Consider the following 15,752-nt stretch of genomic DNA (forward strand, 5'->3'; position numbering starts at 1 on the left):
TCAGTCGGAGTGGCCGTCGGGCGTGAGGGCGGCGGCGGCCGCGAAGAGGCGGGCGCAGCGCCGCGTCATGGCCTCCGGAGTCTGCTCCGGGTGCTTGACCCACCAGCGGACCAGGGTCGCGACCAGGTCCCGCCATACGTACTTCAGCGCGTCGGCGTCCAGCGGATCGGTGGATCCGGCCGCGCGCAGCAGTTCCGCGGTGCCGCCGGCGGCGAGCCGGTCGATGGCCGCCCAGTACTCCGAGGCCCGGCGCGCGGCCTCACCGCCGGGCGGCAGGGTGGTGTCGTAGAGCACGAACCACGCCTCCCGCTGCCCCTCCAGGGCGACGAAGATGCCGTGGAGCACGCGCAACGGCGTGTGCGGGGCGGCGGCCCCGCCCTCCTCCATGGCCGCACGGACGGTGTCCAGCAGCCGGTCCCCGACCGGGACCAGGCAGGCCACGTACAGCTCTTCCTTGGTGCCGAAGTACTGGTGCAGCAGCGTCTTGGTCACCCCCACCCGCGCGGCGATCGCGGGGAGCGAGGCGGCCGCGTACCCGCGCGTACCGAACTCCTCCGTGGCCGCCTCCAGCATCTGTCGGCGGCGGTGCTGCCGCGGGACTCCCTTGGTGCCGGCCTTCGAGGAATGCGAGGAGGGGGTTGCCATGGACGGATATTATCAGTAGGTAATTTACCGCTAGGTAAATTACCTCGACCCCTGGAGCGCCGCCATGGCCGGCACCATCCCGCAGCCGACGCAGCCCCCGTCCCGCACCCGCTCCTGGTGGGGCTGGGGCTGGACCGACGCGCATCCCGACGACGCGGAATGCACCGCGCTCGGCGCCCTGCTCCCCGGCACCCTCAGCCACCCGCTCCCCGTGCCCCGCGTCCGCGACCTGGCCATCGCGGGCCCCGCGGCCGAACCCCCGCGGAGCCTCGCCCACCTGGTCAGCACCGACCCCGGGGACCGTGCCGCGCACGCCATGGGCAAGGCCTACCGCGACGTGGTGCGCGCCCTGCGCGGACGTCCCGGCCGCATCCCCGACCTCGTCGCCCGCCCCACGGACGACCGGGGCGTGGCCGATCTGCTGGACTGGGCCGGTGAGCGGCAGGTCGCCGTCGTCCCGTACGGCGGGGGTTCCTCGGTCTCCGGGGGCGTGGAGTACCGGGGCGATGCCCACCGGGCCGTCCTGTCCCTGGACCTGACCGCCATGGACCGCGTGCTGGAGGTCGACACCGCGGGCCGGGCGGCGCGCATCCAGGCCGGCACGCTCGGGCCGGGCCTGGAGGACCAGCTGCGGCCCCACGGCCTCACCCTGCGGCACTTCCCGCAGAGCTTCGAGTTCTCCACGCTGGGCGGCTGGCTCGCGACCCGGGCCGGCGGCCACTACGCCACCGGCCGGACGCACATCGACGATTTCGTCCAGTCGCTGCGCGTCGTGACCCCGGCCGGCACCAGCAGCTCGTGGCGGCTGCCCGCCTCCGGGGCGGGCCCCTCCCCCGACCGCCTGTTCCTGGGCTCCGAAGGAGCCCTCGGCGTCATCACCGAGGCTTGGGTACGCCTCCAGGAACGCCCCCGCCACAAGGCGTCCGCCGCGGTGGCGTTCACGGACTTCCAGGGCGCCCTCGGGGCGGTGCGCGCCCTCGCGCAGTCCGACCTCACCCCCGCCAACTGCCGTCTGCTGGACCCCGGCGAAGCCGCGCTCTCGGGCGCGGCGCACGACGGCAGTTCCGTACTGGTCCTGGGGTTCGAGTCGGCGGACGAACCGGTGACCGCCCGGCTCGCACGGGCCGTCGCGCTGGCCCGTTCGCACGGCGGGCGCTGTGGCGGGACGGGCGGGGCCGGCGGACCGGAGGAGGGCCGGGACGGAGACGCGGCCGTGCGCGCCTGGCGTTCGGCGTTCCTGCGGATGCCCTACCTCCGTGACGGGCTGGCCCGGATGGGCGCGGTCGCGGAGACCTTCGAGACGGCGGCCACCTGGGACCGGATCCCGGGCCTGATCGACGAGGTGCGCAGGGAGGTCGGCGAGGCTGCGGTCAAGGCCACCGGATTCCCGGCGACCGTCAACTGCCGTCTGACACATGTATATCCGGATGGCGCGGCGCCGTACTTCACCGTGCTCGCCGCCGGTCGGGCCGGTGACGAGGTCGCCGTCTGGGACGACCTCAAGGCCGTCGCGAGCGAGGTCCTGCACCGCCACCGGGCCACGATCACGCACCACCACGCGGTCGGCCGAGACCACCGCCCGGGCTACGACCGCCAGCGCCCGGAGCCCTTCGCCCTCGCCCTGCGGGCCGCGAAGGGGGCCCTCGACCCGCGCGGCATCCTCAACCCCGGTGTACTCGTGGACTGATCGGGGTCCGTCCGTACGCCGGCCGGACGGGAGGCCGGTATCCCCGGGGACGCCCTGCAGGGGCCGCGGTCGTCGTACGACGGCCCCGGCCCCTGCGGTCCGCGGTCGGTCAGACGCGGTCGGCCGCGATCAGGACGTACTGGAAGGAGCCGTCCTTGTAGGACTCGATGAACGCCTCCTCGATGCCGGTGACCAGGGAGGACGTGGCCCGCAGCTCCCAGTAGGGCAGGGTCTCGGGGGTCAGGTCGATGACGGCCTGCGGTACGAGACGGTTGTCGGCCATCGCCCGCAGGTACTCCCGGCGGGAGTGGATGTTGCACTCGAAGTGCGCGTTGATCTGGGAGACCCACTTGGAGGGCTGGCCGTACTTCGGGTTCCAGCAGCCGGTGATGGTCACGTACCGGCCGCCGACCTCGAGGACGCGCGAGTGCTCCGCGAAGAGGTCGTGCAGGTCGACGTACATGCTCGACTCGTTGTTCCACGAGCCCGCGGCCTGCCCGGTCTCGAACGGCGTGCCGAGCATGTTGCAGACCCGGGCCCGGACGTGGTCCTCGATGCCGAGTTCCTGGGCGCGCCGGTTGGCGAAGTCGGCCTGCTTGGCCGACAGGGTGACGCCCTCCACCTTGCATCCGAAGCGCTGGTGGGCCATGACCATCGAACCGCCGCGGCCGCAACCCGCGTCGACGAGGGTGTCGTCGCGCCCGATGGGACCGAGGTGCTCAAGGAGGAGTTCGGCCTGGGCCGACTCCAGGCGGTGGAGCTCGGCGATCAGCTTCTTCTCGTATGCGCTGTCCTCGGTGTCGCCGAGGGCGGCGTGGTCGATGTCACCGATGCCGTAGTGGTGGTGGTAAAGGCCGTCCACGTCGCCGAGACGGAGGTTCACGGGCCTGGCCTCGTGGTCCCAGTAGCGGGCGATGTCCCCCTGATAGGGAGTCGCCGGTCCGGGGATGAACACGGAGGAGGTACCGGCGGCGGCGGTGAGATCGATGCTAGTCATGAACAATTCCCATCTTTACCAGAAATCGGGCAGGCTGTAGCGATAGGTGTTGGTCTGGTGCCAGTAGTGGTTGCCGTCGACCCACACGGCCACCCCGCGCAAGAAGCGCTGGACGCTCGGAACGGGGCAGGCGAGGGCCAGCTCGGCGGCCGCGGTCTCGAAGTCGCGCATCAGGTCGTTGTGGACCTCGACGGCCTTCAGATAGGCGTCCTTCTCGGAGCGGCCCTCACGTTCGGCGATCACCACCGGCAGGTTCAAATGCCGTCCGGGACTGGCCAGTTCCTTGGTGTAGGAATACAGATCGTTGACGATCGTCGTGGCGTTCCCGGCGAGCGCGATCACCCGTTGCATGGCGGGCTGCGCATGGAGGTCCGCCGGCAGTTCGTAGCCGCCGACGGAGTCGGTGATGGTCGGGCAGGGGCGGAAGTTGTTGAACTGGCGCATCGCCAGGTACTCCCACACCTCGGGGACGTACTCCGTCTGCGCCCAGGCCCCCTCGGCGAGATAGCCCATGTGCAGCCGGGCCATGTCGTGCCGGAACCGGTCGGCCTGCGAGGGAGTGGTGGACTGGAGGAAGTACTCCATGGCGGAGCGGTAGGCGCGCCGGGGAGCGTCCGAGAGGAGCGACGCCTCCCAGTCCGGCGCGTACTCCTTCGTCGTGTGGACGGAGTCGAGGGCGGTGTGCGCCAGCAGCAGCCGCCCGCCGAGACCGACCGGCGAGCCGCCGTGGTCCTCGCAGTAGCAGTCGTCGACCGCGTTCTCGGCGACCATCAGCCGGGTGGCGAGCATCAGGTGCTCGATGCTGGGGGCGTCCGGATGGCAGGCGACCATGTAGCGCCCGACGGAGAAGCCGTCGAACTGGTCCTCCCAGTCATCCGGGTAGAGCGACACCTCGTCCAGCGCCCAGGCCTTGATCCGGCGGCTGAGCTCCTCCACCCGCACCGGATCGGGCTCCGGCACCGGGTGGTAGTAGAGGCCCGGGATCGGGTTGCCCGCCGCCGGCGCGGGCGCGTCGGGCGCCCCAGCCTCCCCGGGCGCATCGCTCCGGGCCCAGTGCAGGCTCGCCGTGCCCAGGCCGCTGGGCCCGCGCAGGATCCGTTCGAGGGCGGCACTCGGCTGCGGCGCGGCGGCCGCGGCCGCACCCTCGTCGGGTACGGGTACGGGTACGGGTGTCAGGACGGGCGGCCCCGTCGGCAGGGCGGGCGGTACCGGCGGGGCGGGCGAAGGCGGTGGAGAGGCTTCGACGGGCCCGGCGCCGACGGCGGGTTCGACGCCGACGGCGAGGGCGCCCGCGAGGACGTGGGCCCCGAAGGACGCCGCGGCGGCGGGCAGGCTCGACTGCAGAGGGGAAGGCCCAGGATCGGGCATCCGTAACTCCTTGGAGAGGTAAGTGGGTTGTCCCGGATCCCGGGCGTGCTCGGCGGGCCAGGACAGGCAGGGGTCCTGGCTGTCGCGGCCGTCGGGCAGGTCCTCTTAGTCCCGCCTGCGGGCGATCTGCACGTTCTCCAGCACACCGAGCGCGTCGGGCACCAGGATCGCGGCGGAGAAGTAGGTGGTGACCAGGTAGGAGATGATCGCCTGCTCGCTGATCCCCATGAAGCGCACCGAGAGGCCCGGCTCGTACTCCTCCGGCAGGCCGGTCTGGCGCAGACCGATGACGCCCTGGTTGTCCTCGCCGGTTCGCATGACGAGCACCGAGCTGGTGTTCTCCTTGCTGATCGGGATCTTGTTGCAGGGCAGGATCGGGACCCCGCGCCAAGCCGGCACCGACTGCCCGCCGACGTCGACGTGGTCCGGGTAGAGCCCGCGGGCGTTGAACTCGCGCCCGATCGCGGCGATCGTCCGGGGGTGGGCGAGGAAGAACTTGGAGCCGCGGCGGCGGCAGAGCAGCTCGTCGAGGTCGTCCGGGGTCGGCGGGCCGGAGTGGGTCTGGATCCGCTGCTTGAAGGCGGCGTTGTGGAGCAGACCGAAGTCCCGGTTGTTGATCAGCTCGTGCTCCTGGCGCTCGCGCAGCGCCTCGATGGTGAGCCTGAGCTGTTCCTCGGTCTGGTTGTGCGGCCCGTTGTAGAGGTCGGCGACCCTGGTGTGGATCCGCAGCACGGTCTGCGCGATGGAGAGTTCGTACTCGCGGGGCTTGAGTTCGTAGTCGACGAAGGCGCCGGGCAGGTCGGCCTCGCCGGTGTGGCCGGCGGACATCGCGATCTCGGCCTCGCCGTGCCGGTTCTGGCGCTGGTGCGGGAGCGAGCTGAACCGGTTGATGTGGTCCTGGAGTTGCGGCGCCGCGGCGAGCACGGAGGCGAAGTCGCCGCGGGAGAGGGTGAGCAGGATGCCGGGGGTCTCGGCGGTGGCCGTGTAGTCCCAGGTGGCGTCCGCGTCCAGCAGGGCGTTCTCACCGAACCGGTCGCCGTCGGCGAGCACGGCGACCGCCACGTCGTCGCCGTACTTGCCGACGGAGGTCTGGCTGATCCGGCCGTGGGCGATCAGGTGGATCTGGTCGGCGGGGGTACCGCGCTCGACGATCACCTCACCGGCCCGGAAGTCGCGCTGGACGCACCGACCCGCGATCGCGGTCAGCACCTCGTCGTCCTCGAAGCCGCGCAGCAGGGCCAGTTCGCCGAGCTCGCGCGGGATCACCCGGACGTTCGCGCCGTCCTGGACGAACTCGATGGTGCCGTCGCCCACGGTGTACGTCAGCCGGCGGTTGACCCGGTAGGTGCCGCCCTTGGTCTCCACCCAGGGGAGCATCCGCAGCAGCCAGCGGGAGGTGATCTCCTGCATCTGCGGGGCGGACTTGGTCGTGCTGGCAAGGTTGCGGGCGGCCGCCGTGCTCAGGCTGGACTGCCGCGGCGGCTCCAGCTGGGCTTCCGGGCTGGTGTCAACGGTCATCGGGCGAGCTCTCCTTCGTAAGGGTGGTGATCGGCGGATGCGCGCGTCACCGAGGAACGAGGAAAAAGGGGGCGAATTATCCGGGAATCCGTCCAGATCCGGGGGAACACTAACGGCCGGTACACCCGTCTTGAGCCTGAAAACCGTTGGCGTTACCTCGATGCAGTGGTCTTGCACCGCAGGTGGTTTGCCGGGGTTATTGACGATATTCGGCCTTGTTCACGAACACGGCCGAAAAGCGGCGCGGCGATCACCTCGTGGGGCCGCCTTGATCTGCTAGCGCGAGTCCGTTCGGGCGGCCGGCCGCCACATCGCCGTCACCTCCAGCGGGCCCACCGTGAGGCGCCGCAGGACGGTGAAGCCGAAGCGGCGATAGAGCCGGACGTTCGCTTCGTCGGCGGTGGTGAGGAAGACGCCGCCGGGCGCGGGGGTCGCGGCGAGCAGGTGGCCGAGGAGCCGCCCTCCGGCGCCCCGCCCGGCCGCCTCGGGCTCCACGCCGATGAACTCGAGGGTCCAGGCCCCGGCCGGGATCCCGGCCTCGGCGGCGTGCAGGTAGCGCAGCGTCCGCACCAGAGCGCGCGGGCCGCAGCCCACCAGGGTGCGGGCCGCCCATGCCGCCCGGGCCGTACCCGAGGGGACGGCGGCCGGCGGGGTGAGGACGGCAGCCGCGACGGGCCGCCCGGTGCCGTCGGCCAGCAGGTGGCGGCGGGCTCCGGGCAGCGTGGCGTGCGTACGCAGCGTGGCGCTGAACCACGCCCGCCGTACGCGGTCCGATCCGCCCGCGATCCAGGTCATGGCGGGTTCGCGGACGAAGGCGGCGGCGAGCACGGGCGCGCACCGCGCGGGCGGCGGGGCGTCGTCACGGTCCGGGCGGCCGGGACCGGGACCGGCACCCGCGTCGGGCTCAGACATCGCGCCGCCGTTCCAGCGGCGCCTCCGGTACGAGGTGGCACACCAGGAGCTTCAGGAAGAAGAGCGGTGCGAACCAGGCGAGGGCGACGGGCACGGGCAGCCAGAACAGGTTGACCACCACGACCGCGGAGTAACAGGCCATGGCCGCCGGGCGCTTGAGATGGACGGGCGCGAACTCCACGACCACTGCGGCGCAGAGCAGCAGCGCCGTGTTCCCCAGCGTCCAGTCGCGGTCCCCGCCGAGCACCAGCAGGCCCATCGCGGCGAGGTGGAGCACGTGCGCGCCGACGAAGAGCAGGCGGGCGCGCCGGGCCCCGGGGTCCTGGCGGTGGTACCAGCGCTTGGCGGAGTTCGTCGCGTTGGTGAGGATCCCCCCGAGCAGATCGAGGCCGATCAGCACCACCACGGTCCACTGGAGGCCGTTCCAGTCGCGGTGGATCCCCGACGACCACACACCGGCCGCGAGCAGCACCGCACACCCGCCCGCACCGAGGATCTCCACCGTCGATTCGGAGCGGGACTTGCCCGGCCCCATGAACCGTTCCAGGCGGCCAAGCGGCCCCGGGGAGGTGGGCGGTATCTCCCAGTGGATCTCCAGATCAGTGCGCACGCCCCGCCCCTCCGTCCGTGCCACCGTTCCACAGCCCCCGCAGCAGGCTCCAGACCTGCTCGCCCCGCGGCGCCGCGGGTTCCGTCGGTTGCGCCGCGCGCAGTGCGGTGAGCGCCCATGCGTCGGCCGCCCGCATCACGGCCGCGGTCGCGCCGGCCAGCAGGGCCGCGTCCACGTCCGTCCGGATGAAGCCGAGGCGCTGTCCGTCCACGACCACGGCCCCGAACCAGCCGAGCCAGACCTCGCCCCGAGCCCGACCGACGGCGGCGTCGGCGAGGGCCAGGTCGTCCGGGTGGGCGCGCAAGTGGGTGACCAGGGCGTGCGATCCGGCTTCCAGCCGGGCCCAGAAGTCGGCCTCGTCGCGGGCCGGGGTCCATGGCCCGAGCACACCGAGGAGGCGGTCGAGCACGTCGTCGAGGGCGGCCGCGAGTAGGTCCTCCCGGCCGTCGAAGTACTGGTAGGCGGCGGTCTTCGAGAAGCCGGCCGCCTCAATGATCTTGTTGTACGAGGCGGACGCGGGGCCGTGCTCGGCGAAGTGTGCGCGGGCGACGGCGAGGATCGCCTCCTGTCGCTCGGCCGGCAGGCGGTGGAATCGAGGGAGCGGAGTCATGTACTTACGGTACACACCAGTGGGGTGTACTACTAGTACACCCCGTCGGGAAATCGGTGACGAGGGAACCGAATTGATCATGTTCGGCGTCTTCGAGGGCATATGGCCGGCGAGGAAGAGGAGAACCTGACGTGAGGACCCCGGACACATCAACGTCCCGACGCGCCCTGCTGACCGTGGGAGCGGGGGTGGCCCTGGCCGCCGCGCTGCCGGTGAGCACGGCCCGCGCCGCCTCACCGGTGGCGGGGCTGCGCGCGCTGGAACGCGAGTACGGGGCGCGGCTGGGGGTGTACGCGCTGGACACCGCCACCGGCCGGACCGTGGTCCACCGGGCCGACGAACCGTTCCCCATGTGCTCGGTGTTCAAGACGCTGGCGGCCGCGGCCGTGCTGCGGGACCTCGACCACGACGGCACCCGTCTCGCCCGGCGCATCCACTACACGCTCCAGGACGTCACGGACGCGGGCGGCGGATCGGTCACGGAGCGGCCCGAGAACGTCGCGGGCGGCCTGACCGTGGCGGAACTCTGCTCGGCCGCCATCGCCCAGAGCGACAACGCGGCCGCCAACCTGCTGCTGCGCGAGCTCGGCGGCCCCACCACGATCACCCGCTTCTGCCGCTCGCTGGGGGACCGTACGACCCGGCTCGACCGGTGGGAGCCCGAGCTGAACACGGCCGAGCCGTGGCGGGAGACGGACACGACCAGCCCCCGCGCGATCGGGCGGACGTACGCCCGCCTCTCGCTCGGCGACGCGCTGGACTCCGGGGACCGGGAGCAGCTGAACCGCTGGCTGTTGTCGAACACCACCAGCGGCGATCGCCTCCGGGCCGGCCTGCCGAAGGACTGGGCCGTCGGGGACAAGACGGGCGCCGGTTCGTACGGGACCAACAACAACGTCGGCATCGCCTGGCCCCCGGGGCGCCCGCCCCTGGTCCTGGCGATCCTCTCGACCATGCCGGAGGCGACGGCGCCGCGCGACAACACGCTGATCGCCAGGACCGCGAAGCTGCTGGCGGACACGCTCGCCTGAGCCCTTCGTCCCCGTCTCCGTCTCGGTCTCCGTCGGTAGGGTGAACCGGCAGGGGGTGTGCGCCACGCGGGTGCACACCCCCTGGCCGAGGTCGACCGCCGCCACGGGATCGACCAGTCACCGCACCGTGAACTGGCCTCCGCCTACGGCGATGCGCCCGGGAACTGGGCCGGGCAGCCCGGCCGGCCCGAGGAGGAATGCCGCCGCGACGGGCGCTCCACCGATCTGCGTGCCGTCCGGTACCGGTAGGAGCAGTACCACGACACCGGCCGCTACCTTGGCCGTCCGGCCTCGCTCTCGAGTCCAGCGGCCGCCCGGGCCAGAAGCCTTGATCGTGCCCGCCTCCCGGGGGGGCGGCCCGCCCTACCGGATGGCACCGGGGCAGTCCCTCCGCTCAGGGGGAGTCCGGGCACTCCTCGGCAAAGCCCTGCGAGACGGGCTGCCATGCGCCGTGGGCCTCACGCACGTTCAGTCGATCCGCCTCCTCCACGCTCGCGATCAGCTGTGCGGTGGTCAAGGGGACGGCCGCTGCGTAGACCCGCCCGAGGTGGTGGCAGGGTCCAGCCCAGTGGACCTGCCACCGCGGATAGCGCTTGCCGGCGGTACGGACCCGGTTCACAGCGCCACACCATCCCGTTCAGCGTGCTGAAGGACAGTCCCATGAAGGGCAGTTCGCGGATCCCGAAGCCGCGATTGCGGATCAGCCCACCGAGCATCGCGGCAAGCCTGGTCTCGGCGGGGCGGCTGTACGGCCACGGCGGCTGCACGAAGACTCCTCCTCGTCGTCGCGGGCCACCCGGTGCCGGCGGCACTCCTTCCCCCGGCGCGCGACGCCGAGGCCGACGGTCTCTCAGGACAGCCCTCCGGCGCCTCCCGCGCGCCCCTGCACCAGCGGGAGGCGCAGTCCGTCCAGGTTGAGGTCCAGGAGGCGTTCGGCCTGGGCCCGCTGCTCGGGGCCGGCCGAGGTGAGGGCGATGCCGGCCAGGGCGGCGAACATGTCGGTCGAGCTGATGTCGGACCTGATCGCACCCGCCGCGGCGCAGGCCTCCATGAGGGACGTGAGGGCTTCCTGGATCATCCGGCGGCTGTCGGCGTAGGGGTTGGTACCCGCCGCGAGGACGGCGCGCATCGCGTCGGCCATGCCCATCTTGGCGGTGGCGTAGTCGATGAAGCGGCGCGTCCAGGCGCGCAGGGCCTCGTACGGCGGCAGGGTCTCCAGGAGGGTGGGGACGGAGTCGCACAGGCGCGCGACCTCGTTGCGGTAGGCCGCCTCGATCAGTGCTTCCCGGGTGGGGAAGTTGCGGTAGAGGGTGCCCGTGCCCACACCGGCTTCCTTGGCGATGCGCTCGAAGTGCGCCTCCAGCCCCTGCTCGGTGAACACGCGCACCGCGGCAGCCAGGATCTTGTCCCGGTTGCGCTGCGCGTCGGCCCTCAGCGGGCGTCCTGCATCTGCGGCCATCAGCTGCTCCCTCGTTCCTCACTTGCTAAGTGGAGGAGCCTCCACTTAGTGTGAGCTGAAGTGGCGGCGCCTCCACTTTCACTCTAGGGCATGCCCTCGGCCTGCCCTTCCTCTTCTTCCACTTCCGAAGGGACGGCCCGTCATGTCGGGAACTGCGGAACTCGCGGGGATCGCGGGAATCACTGGAATTGCGGGAAAGGTCGTCGCCATCACCGGCGCCGGCAGCGGCATCGGCGAGGCGACCGCCCTCCTGCTCGCCGAGCGGGGCGCGAAGGTGGTCCTCGGCGCACGACGCACCGAACGCCTCCGGGCGCTGGCCGCGCGGATCGAGCGGGCCGGTGGTCAAGCCGCATGGATCCGTACGGACGTGACGCGACGCGGCGACGTGGACGGCCTCGTCGGCCTGGCCCGAGAGCGTTACGGCAGGCTCGACGTACTCGTCAGCAACGCCGGGGTCGGACTCATCTCCCCGCTCGACGAACTGCGCGTCGACGAATGGGAGGAGATGATCGACGTCAACCTCAAGGGCGTCCTCTACGGGATCGCCGCGGCGCTCCCCCTCTTCCGGGAGCAGGGCTGCGGACACTTCGTCAACATCGTGTCCACCGCCGGTCTGCGCGTCGTGCCGCTCCAGTCGGTGTACGCGGGCACCAAGAACGCCGTGCGCACGATCTCCGAGGGCCTGCGCCAGGAGGCCGGGGACAGCCTGCGCGTGACCGTCGTGTCGCCCGGGGCCGTCCGCACGGACTTCACGGAGCGCATGGGACCGGAGGCCCGGGCCCGGATCGACCGGATGATGGAGACCGCGCTGTCGCCGGACGCGGTGGCACGGGCCGTCGCCTTCGCCGTCGAGCAGCCGGACGGTGTCGACGTGGGCGACATCGTCGTGCGCCCCACCGCGCAGGCCTGAGCGGAGGGACCGGCTCCGGCCGCGGCGGGCCGTGCCGGTCCCCGGGGGCCGTGTTCCTACGGGGCCATCTCGTACGTGCCGGACAGCGCCTCGACCCGCGCCCAGACGCGCGCCGCCCGCTCCTCGTCGACGACGGGACGCCGGACCGCGCCCAGCGCCCATTCCTGCTGGGCCGCCGTCGCGGAGTCCTTGCCGTACAGCTCGACCGCATGGCCGGAGAAGTCGCGCACCAGGACGGAGAACAGCTCGTCGAGCACCGACCCGTCCAGGTCCGTCAGGCGGGCCTGCTCCAGGATCAGCTGTCCGTACACGACCAACGCGAAGAGCTGGCCCACGGAGAGGAGGAAGTCGAGGTCGCGGCTCTGCTCCTCGTCCGGGGCGACGGTGGCCACGAACGCGCAGAGCGCGTCGGCCTGCTCGCGGAACCGGGCCACGTTCGGCACGTCGGCGTACGCGTCGTAGGCGGTCCGCCAGTCGTGGAACCGTACGGAGCCCAGGCCCCGGGCCGGCCCCTGCTGGAAGAGGAAGGCGTCGTCGGCCGCGTCGAGCCGGGTGGGCACGGCCGGGTACTCGGCCGGGTTCAGCAGGTGGTTGCGCATGAACTTGAGGATCAGGGCGAGGTTGACGTGGACCGTGCCCTCCAGCTTGGGCAGTCCGCGGATCTCGATGGCCGCCTGCGCGAAGTAGTTGTCCTTCTCGAAGCCCTTGGCGGCGATGACGTCCCACATCAGGTCGATGACCTTCTCGCCCTCCGTGGTCACCTTCATCTTCGTCATCGGGTTGAAGAGGAGGTAGCGGCGGTCGTCCGGGCCGGCGGAGCGGAAGTAGTCGACGGCGCGGTCGCTGAAGAGCTTCATCCCGACCAGGCGGACGTACGCGTCGGCCAGCTCCCGGCGCACGTGCGGGAAGGCGGTGACGGGGCGCCCGTAGAGGACCCGGTTGTGCGCGTGGGTCACGGCCTCGTACATCGCGTGCTCGCAGATGCCGATGGAGGCGGTGCAGAGGTTGAACTTGCCGACGTTGACGGTGTTCAGGGCGGCGTCGAAGGCGGCCTTGCCGGTGTGCAGGACGTCCTCGGCGCGGACCGGGTAGTCGTCGAGGCGGAACTCGCTGACGTACTTGGAGGAGTCGACGACGTTCTTCACCAGGTGGTACGCGGGGTGGCGGCTGTCGGCGGCGAAGAAGACGTAGCCGTCGGGGCCCTCTATGTCGGTGCGGCGGCCGAAGACGGAGACGAGGCCGGCGGCGTTGCCGTTGCCGATGTAGTACTTGGATCCGCTCGCGCGGAAGCCGCCGGCACCGGCTTCGTCGGCGTCCGGCCGCAGCAGCATGTCGGTGGAGTAGATGTCGGCGCCGTGGGTCTTCTCGGACAGGCCGAAGGCGAACACCTCGCCCTCGGCGAGGAGCTGGGCGGCGCGGGCGCGGGCGTCGGCGTTGTCGCTCTGCCAGACCGGGCCGAGGCCGAGGATGGTGACCTGCCAGGCGTACCAGTAGTCGAGGCCGTAGAAGCCGAAGATCTCGTTCAGGGCGGCGATCCGTGCCGTGTCCCAGCGCTGGTCGGACTCCCCCTCGCCGGCCTCGGTGGCCGGGGTCAGGAAGGTCGCGAAGAGGCCCTCCTTCGCGGAGAAGGCGAGGAAGTCGGCGAGCCAGGCGCGGGAGCGGTAGTCCTCGATCAGCCGGCGCTTGCCGCGGCTCTCGAACCAGTCGACGGTGGCGCGCAGCAGCCTGCGGGTCTCGGGGTCGAAGTGCGCCGGGTCGTACGTGTGCGGGTTGAAGAGCAGGGCGTCTGCCATGGAGGTTCACCTTCCGAGGGGTTGACGGAGGGGGGGAGGGGAGAAGGGGCCGGGCGACTGCATGGGGGGGGCGGGGCCGTGCGGCGGGGCCGCGGGCGGTGCGGCTGCCGCGGCGCGACGAGGTTCAGGCGGTGGCGGTCGGCGGGGGCCCGCCGAGCCGGTGGAGGGTGGCGAGGACGTCGTCGAGCCACGCGATCGTCATCCGCTCGAACGCGATGCCGCCGCGCAGCACGACGTGCTGGAGCTCCTGACCGGCGTCGAGCGGTGCGGGGGCGTCCGGCCCGGTGAAGTCGCGCAGTTCACCGGCGAGGTAGCGGGCCAGTCGGTCGCTGTGTGCCCGGTGGTGCCGCTCGACCTCGTGGATCAGTGCGGCCGGGTCGTCGAAGGCCGCGCCGCGGATCTTGACGGCGAGGTCGTGGCGGAGGCTCTCGGGCTCGATCGGCTCGTGCAGCCACTCGGCGAGGGCGGTGCGGCCGGGGCCGGCGACGGAGTACTCCTTCTTGTCCGGCCGGCCCTGCTGCGGGACCGCGCGGACGGCGAGCAGCCCGTTGCCCTCCATGCGTGCCAGAACCCGGTAGATCTGCTGGTGGGTGGCGGTCCAGAAGTAGCCGATGGACCGGTCGAACCGGCGGGCCAGCTCGTAGCCGGAGCCCGGCTTCTCCAGCAGGGAGACGAGGATCGCGTGGTCGAGCGCCATGCCCCGATCTTTCTATGCAACTCGTTGCATAGACAAGCGGCAGGGGTCAGGTGAGACGCGGCTCACCCGGGCGTGGAGGACGCCACCGAACGCCGCCGGATGCCGTCGGATGCCGCCGGCTCATTCGGCGGTGAGCCGCGCGCCCGTCCAGACGAGCGCCGGCGGGATCTCCCGCAGCCAGGTGTTGAAGCTGTGGCCACCGCTGTCGAGAATGATCGACGAGACGTGGGCGGGCGCCTTCACCTTGCGGATGAACTCCTGCGTCTCGCCGTAGTTCGGCTCGCCCCGCAGCGAGGAGGTCACCAGGAACGAGGAGTTCCCCTGCGGCAGGTGGTCCAGGTGCCACAGCAGGTCGGACCGCTTCTCCTCGTCCTTGTTCCCCTTGAACAGGTCGCCCGAGTCCTTGTCGATCTCGGGCCGGTACTCCGCCGACAGGCCCACGCCGACCTCGTACGCCTCCGGGTGCTGCACCGCCATCTTCAGGGCGCAGTAGCCCCCGGTGGAGTCGCCGATGATGCCCCAGCTCCGCGGCGAGGTGCCCACGCGGTACGTGCCGGAGACCGCCTTGACGACGTCAGCGCCGAAGAAGGCCTCGCTCTGCGGGCCCCCGGGCACGTCGATGCACTGGGTGTTGGGCGCGGCGATGGTGGGTCGCATCATCACCAGGATCATCGGTTGCATGCGCTTCTGCTTCGCCAGGCTCCACGCCAGCCTCGGGTAGTGCAGCTTCTTGATGAGGTTCTCGGCCATGCCCGGGTAGCCGGTGAGGACGACGGCGGCCGGGAACCTGCGCTGCCCGTCACTCTTGTCGAAGTACTCCGGCGGCAGGTACACGTAGGCCTCGGCGGCGGCCCGGGACCGCTCGCCGTGGATCGTCACCTTCTCGATCACTCCGCCCACCTGCGGGTTCCGGCCGCCGGGCACCTCCGGGGCCTGTCGGCCCAGCACCTCCACGGCGGCGCCGCCCGGGACGGCCGGGGCGTGCTGCTTCGTACCGGCGAGGTCGGCCCAGGAGTCGTAGAGGAGGAAGGTGCGGTTGGCCGCGGCGCCGACCGAGGCGAGGACCGACAGCTGCACGAGCACGAGCAGCCCGACGCGCCCCAGCACCCGCCGGGCGCCCGGGCGTCCGAGCCGGGGCCACAGCCATACCGTGAGGGCGAACAGCAGCGCCGTGCACAATGCGACGCTCGCCATGAGCGTGCCACTCGTCAGACCCATGAATCAGTGAACCCTCTGCGCCGTCCCCGTCCGGACGCTCGGGCCCGGAGCGCTACCAGTGGGTAGCGCACCCGGCAAGAGGGACGCAGCGGACACCGCGTTCCCTCACGGAGGGGACGGTTTCGGGCAAAGGGGTGGTGCGGTCCGGGCACCCGGGGGCCGGGTGCGGCGCCGGCACCCGGGTGTCGGCCCGGAACGGCGGGATCCAGCACCCGACCTCGGGCGAAGCCAGTGAAGCAGCGTCCTGGGCCGGGAGTCGACCGGACGGGACTACGAAAGGGGCGCAACCGACTCGAC

General features: G+C 71.9%; 16 protein-coding genes. 4 read left to right on the forward strand and 12 right to left on the reverse strand.

The genetic code is table 11. From position 1 onward, the window contains the following. Entirely contained in the window at positions 1–645 is a 645-nt protein-coding gene (locus OG386_RS06435; protein WP_328787191.1) for a TetR/AcrR family transcriptional regulator, read from the reverse strand. 64 nt (positions 646–709) lie between these two features. Here OG386_RS06435 and OG386_RS06440 point away from each other — a divergent pair, with 64 nt between their 5' ends. Then, positions 710–2,332 carry an FAD-binding oxidoreductase gene (locus tag OG386_RS06440; protein WP_328787192.1) on the forward strand — a complete coding sequence of 541 codons (1,623 nt, stop codon included), beginning with the start codon at positions 710–712 and terminating at the stop codon, positions 2,330–2,332. 109 nt (positions 2,333–2,441) lie between these two features. Here the strand turns inward: OG386_RS06440 and OG386_RS06445 are convergent, their stop codons facing one another. The 6 genes from OG386_RS06445 to OG386_RS06470 form a co-directional block, all read right to left on the reverse strand. Beyond that, positions 2,442–3,329 (reverse strand): geranyl diphosphate 2-C-methyltransferase, encoded by an 888-nt coding sequence (locus tag OG386_RS06445; protein ID WP_328787193.1) that lies wholly within the window; start codon positions 3,327–3,329, stop codon positions 2,442–2,444. Positions 3,330–3,344: 15 nt separating this feature from the next. Next, positions 3,345–4,697 (reverse strand): family 2 encapsulin nanocompartment cargo protein terpene cyclase, encoded by a 1,353-nt coding sequence (locus OG386_RS06450; protein ID WP_328787194.1) that lies wholly within the window; start codon positions 4,695–4,697, stop codon positions 3,345–3,347. Positions 4,698–4,802: 105 nt separating this feature from the next. Then, the gene (locus OG386_RS06455; RefSeq protein ID WP_328787195.1) at positions 4,803–6,215 is read right to left on the reverse strand and encodes a family 2B encapsulin nanocompartment shell protein; all 1,413 of its coding nucleotides are present in this window, start codon (positions 6,213–6,215) and stop codon (positions 4,803–4,805) included. Between the two features lie 276 nt (positions 6,216–6,491). Continuing rightward, entirely contained in the window at positions 6,492–7,127 is a 636-nt protein-coding gene (locus OG386_RS06460; RefSeq protein WP_328787196.1) for a GNAT family N-acetyltransferase, read from the reverse strand. Next, positions 7,120–7,737, reverse strand: coding sequence for a hypothetical protein (locus OG386_RS06465; RefSeq protein ID WP_328787197.1), 618 nt, complete (start codon positions 7,735–7,737; stop codon positions 7,120–7,122). Before OG386_RS06465 ends, OG386_RS06460 begins: the two co-directional genes overlap by 8 nt. Further along, complete coding sequence (locus OG386_RS06470; RefSeq protein WP_328787198.1) at positions 7,727–8,347, reverse strand: TetR/AcrR family transcriptional regulator; 621 nt, start codon at positions 8,345–8,347, stop codon at positions 7,727–7,729. Before OG386_RS06470 ends, OG386_RS06465 begins: the two co-directional genes overlap by 11 nt. Before the next feature lie 131 nt (positions 8,348–8,478). Between OG386_RS06470 and bla the strand changes: the two genes are divergently transcribed. After that, the gene (gene bla, locus OG386_RS06475; RefSeq protein ID WP_328787199.1) at positions 8,479–9,378 is read left to right on the forward strand and encodes a class A beta-lactamase; all 900 of its coding nucleotides are present in this window, start codon (positions 8,479–8,481) and stop codon (positions 9,376–9,378) included. Between the two features lie 57 nt (positions 9,379–9,435). Continuing rightward, on the forward strand, positions 9,436–9,627 hold the full coding sequence (locus OG386_RS06480; RefSeq protein ID WP_328787200.1) for a hypothetical protein: 192 nt from the start codon (positions 9,436–9,438) through the stop codon (positions 9,625–9,627). Positions 9,628–9,772: 145 nt separating this feature from the next. On the opposite strand, the gene OG386_RS06485 is transcribed toward OG386_RS06480, so the two are convergent. Continuing rightward, positions 9,773–9,997, reverse strand: a complete 225-nt coding sequence (locus tag OG386_RS06485) for a hypothetical protein (RefSeq protein ID WP_328787201.1) — start codon at positions 9,995–9,997, stop codon at positions 9,773–9,775. Between the two features lie 231 nt (positions 9,998–10,228). Then, positions 10,229–10,837, reverse strand: a complete 609-nt coding sequence (locus OG386_RS06490) for a TetR/AcrR family transcriptional regulator (protein ID WP_328787202.1) — start codon at positions 10,835–10,837, stop codon at positions 10,229–10,231. 178 nt (positions 10,838–11,015) lie between these two features. On the opposite strand from OG386_RS06490, the gene OG386_RS06495 reads away from it, so the two are divergent. Next, entirely contained in the window at positions 11,016–11,747 is a 732-nt protein-coding gene (locus tag OG386_RS06495; protein ID WP_328793178.1) for an SDR family oxidoreductase, read from the forward strand. A 56-nt stretch (positions 11,748–11,803) separates the two neighbouring features. On the opposite strand, the gene OG386_RS06500 is transcribed toward OG386_RS06495, so the two are convergent. From OG386_RS06500 to OG386_RS06510, 3 genes are all read right to left on the reverse strand, one after another. Continuing rightward, positions 11,804–13,540 carry an acyl-CoA dehydrogenase family protein gene (locus OG386_RS06500; RefSeq protein WP_328787203.1) on the reverse strand — a complete coding sequence of 579 codons (1,737 nt, stop codon included), beginning with the start codon at positions 13,538–13,540 and terminating at the stop codon, positions 11,804–11,806. 124 nt (positions 13,541–13,664) lie between these two features. After that, entirely contained in the window at positions 13,665–14,237 is a 573-nt protein-coding gene (locus OG386_RS06505) for a PadR family transcriptional regulator (RefSeq protein ID WP_328787204.1), read from the reverse strand. A gap of 120 nt (positions 14,238–14,357) precedes the next feature. Further along, positions 14,358–15,455 (reverse strand): alpha/beta hydrolase, encoded by a 1,098-nt coding sequence (locus OG386_RS06510; RefSeq protein ID WP_328787205.1) that lies wholly within the window; start codon positions 15,453–15,455, stop codon positions 14,358–14,360. Between the last annotated feature and the right edge of the window lie 297 nt (positions 15,456–15,752).

The sequence above is a fragment of the Streptomyces sp. NBC_00273 genome, assembly GCF_036178145.1.
GTDB lineage: Bacteria > Actinomycetota > Actinomycetes > Streptomycetales > Streptomycetaceae > Streptomyces.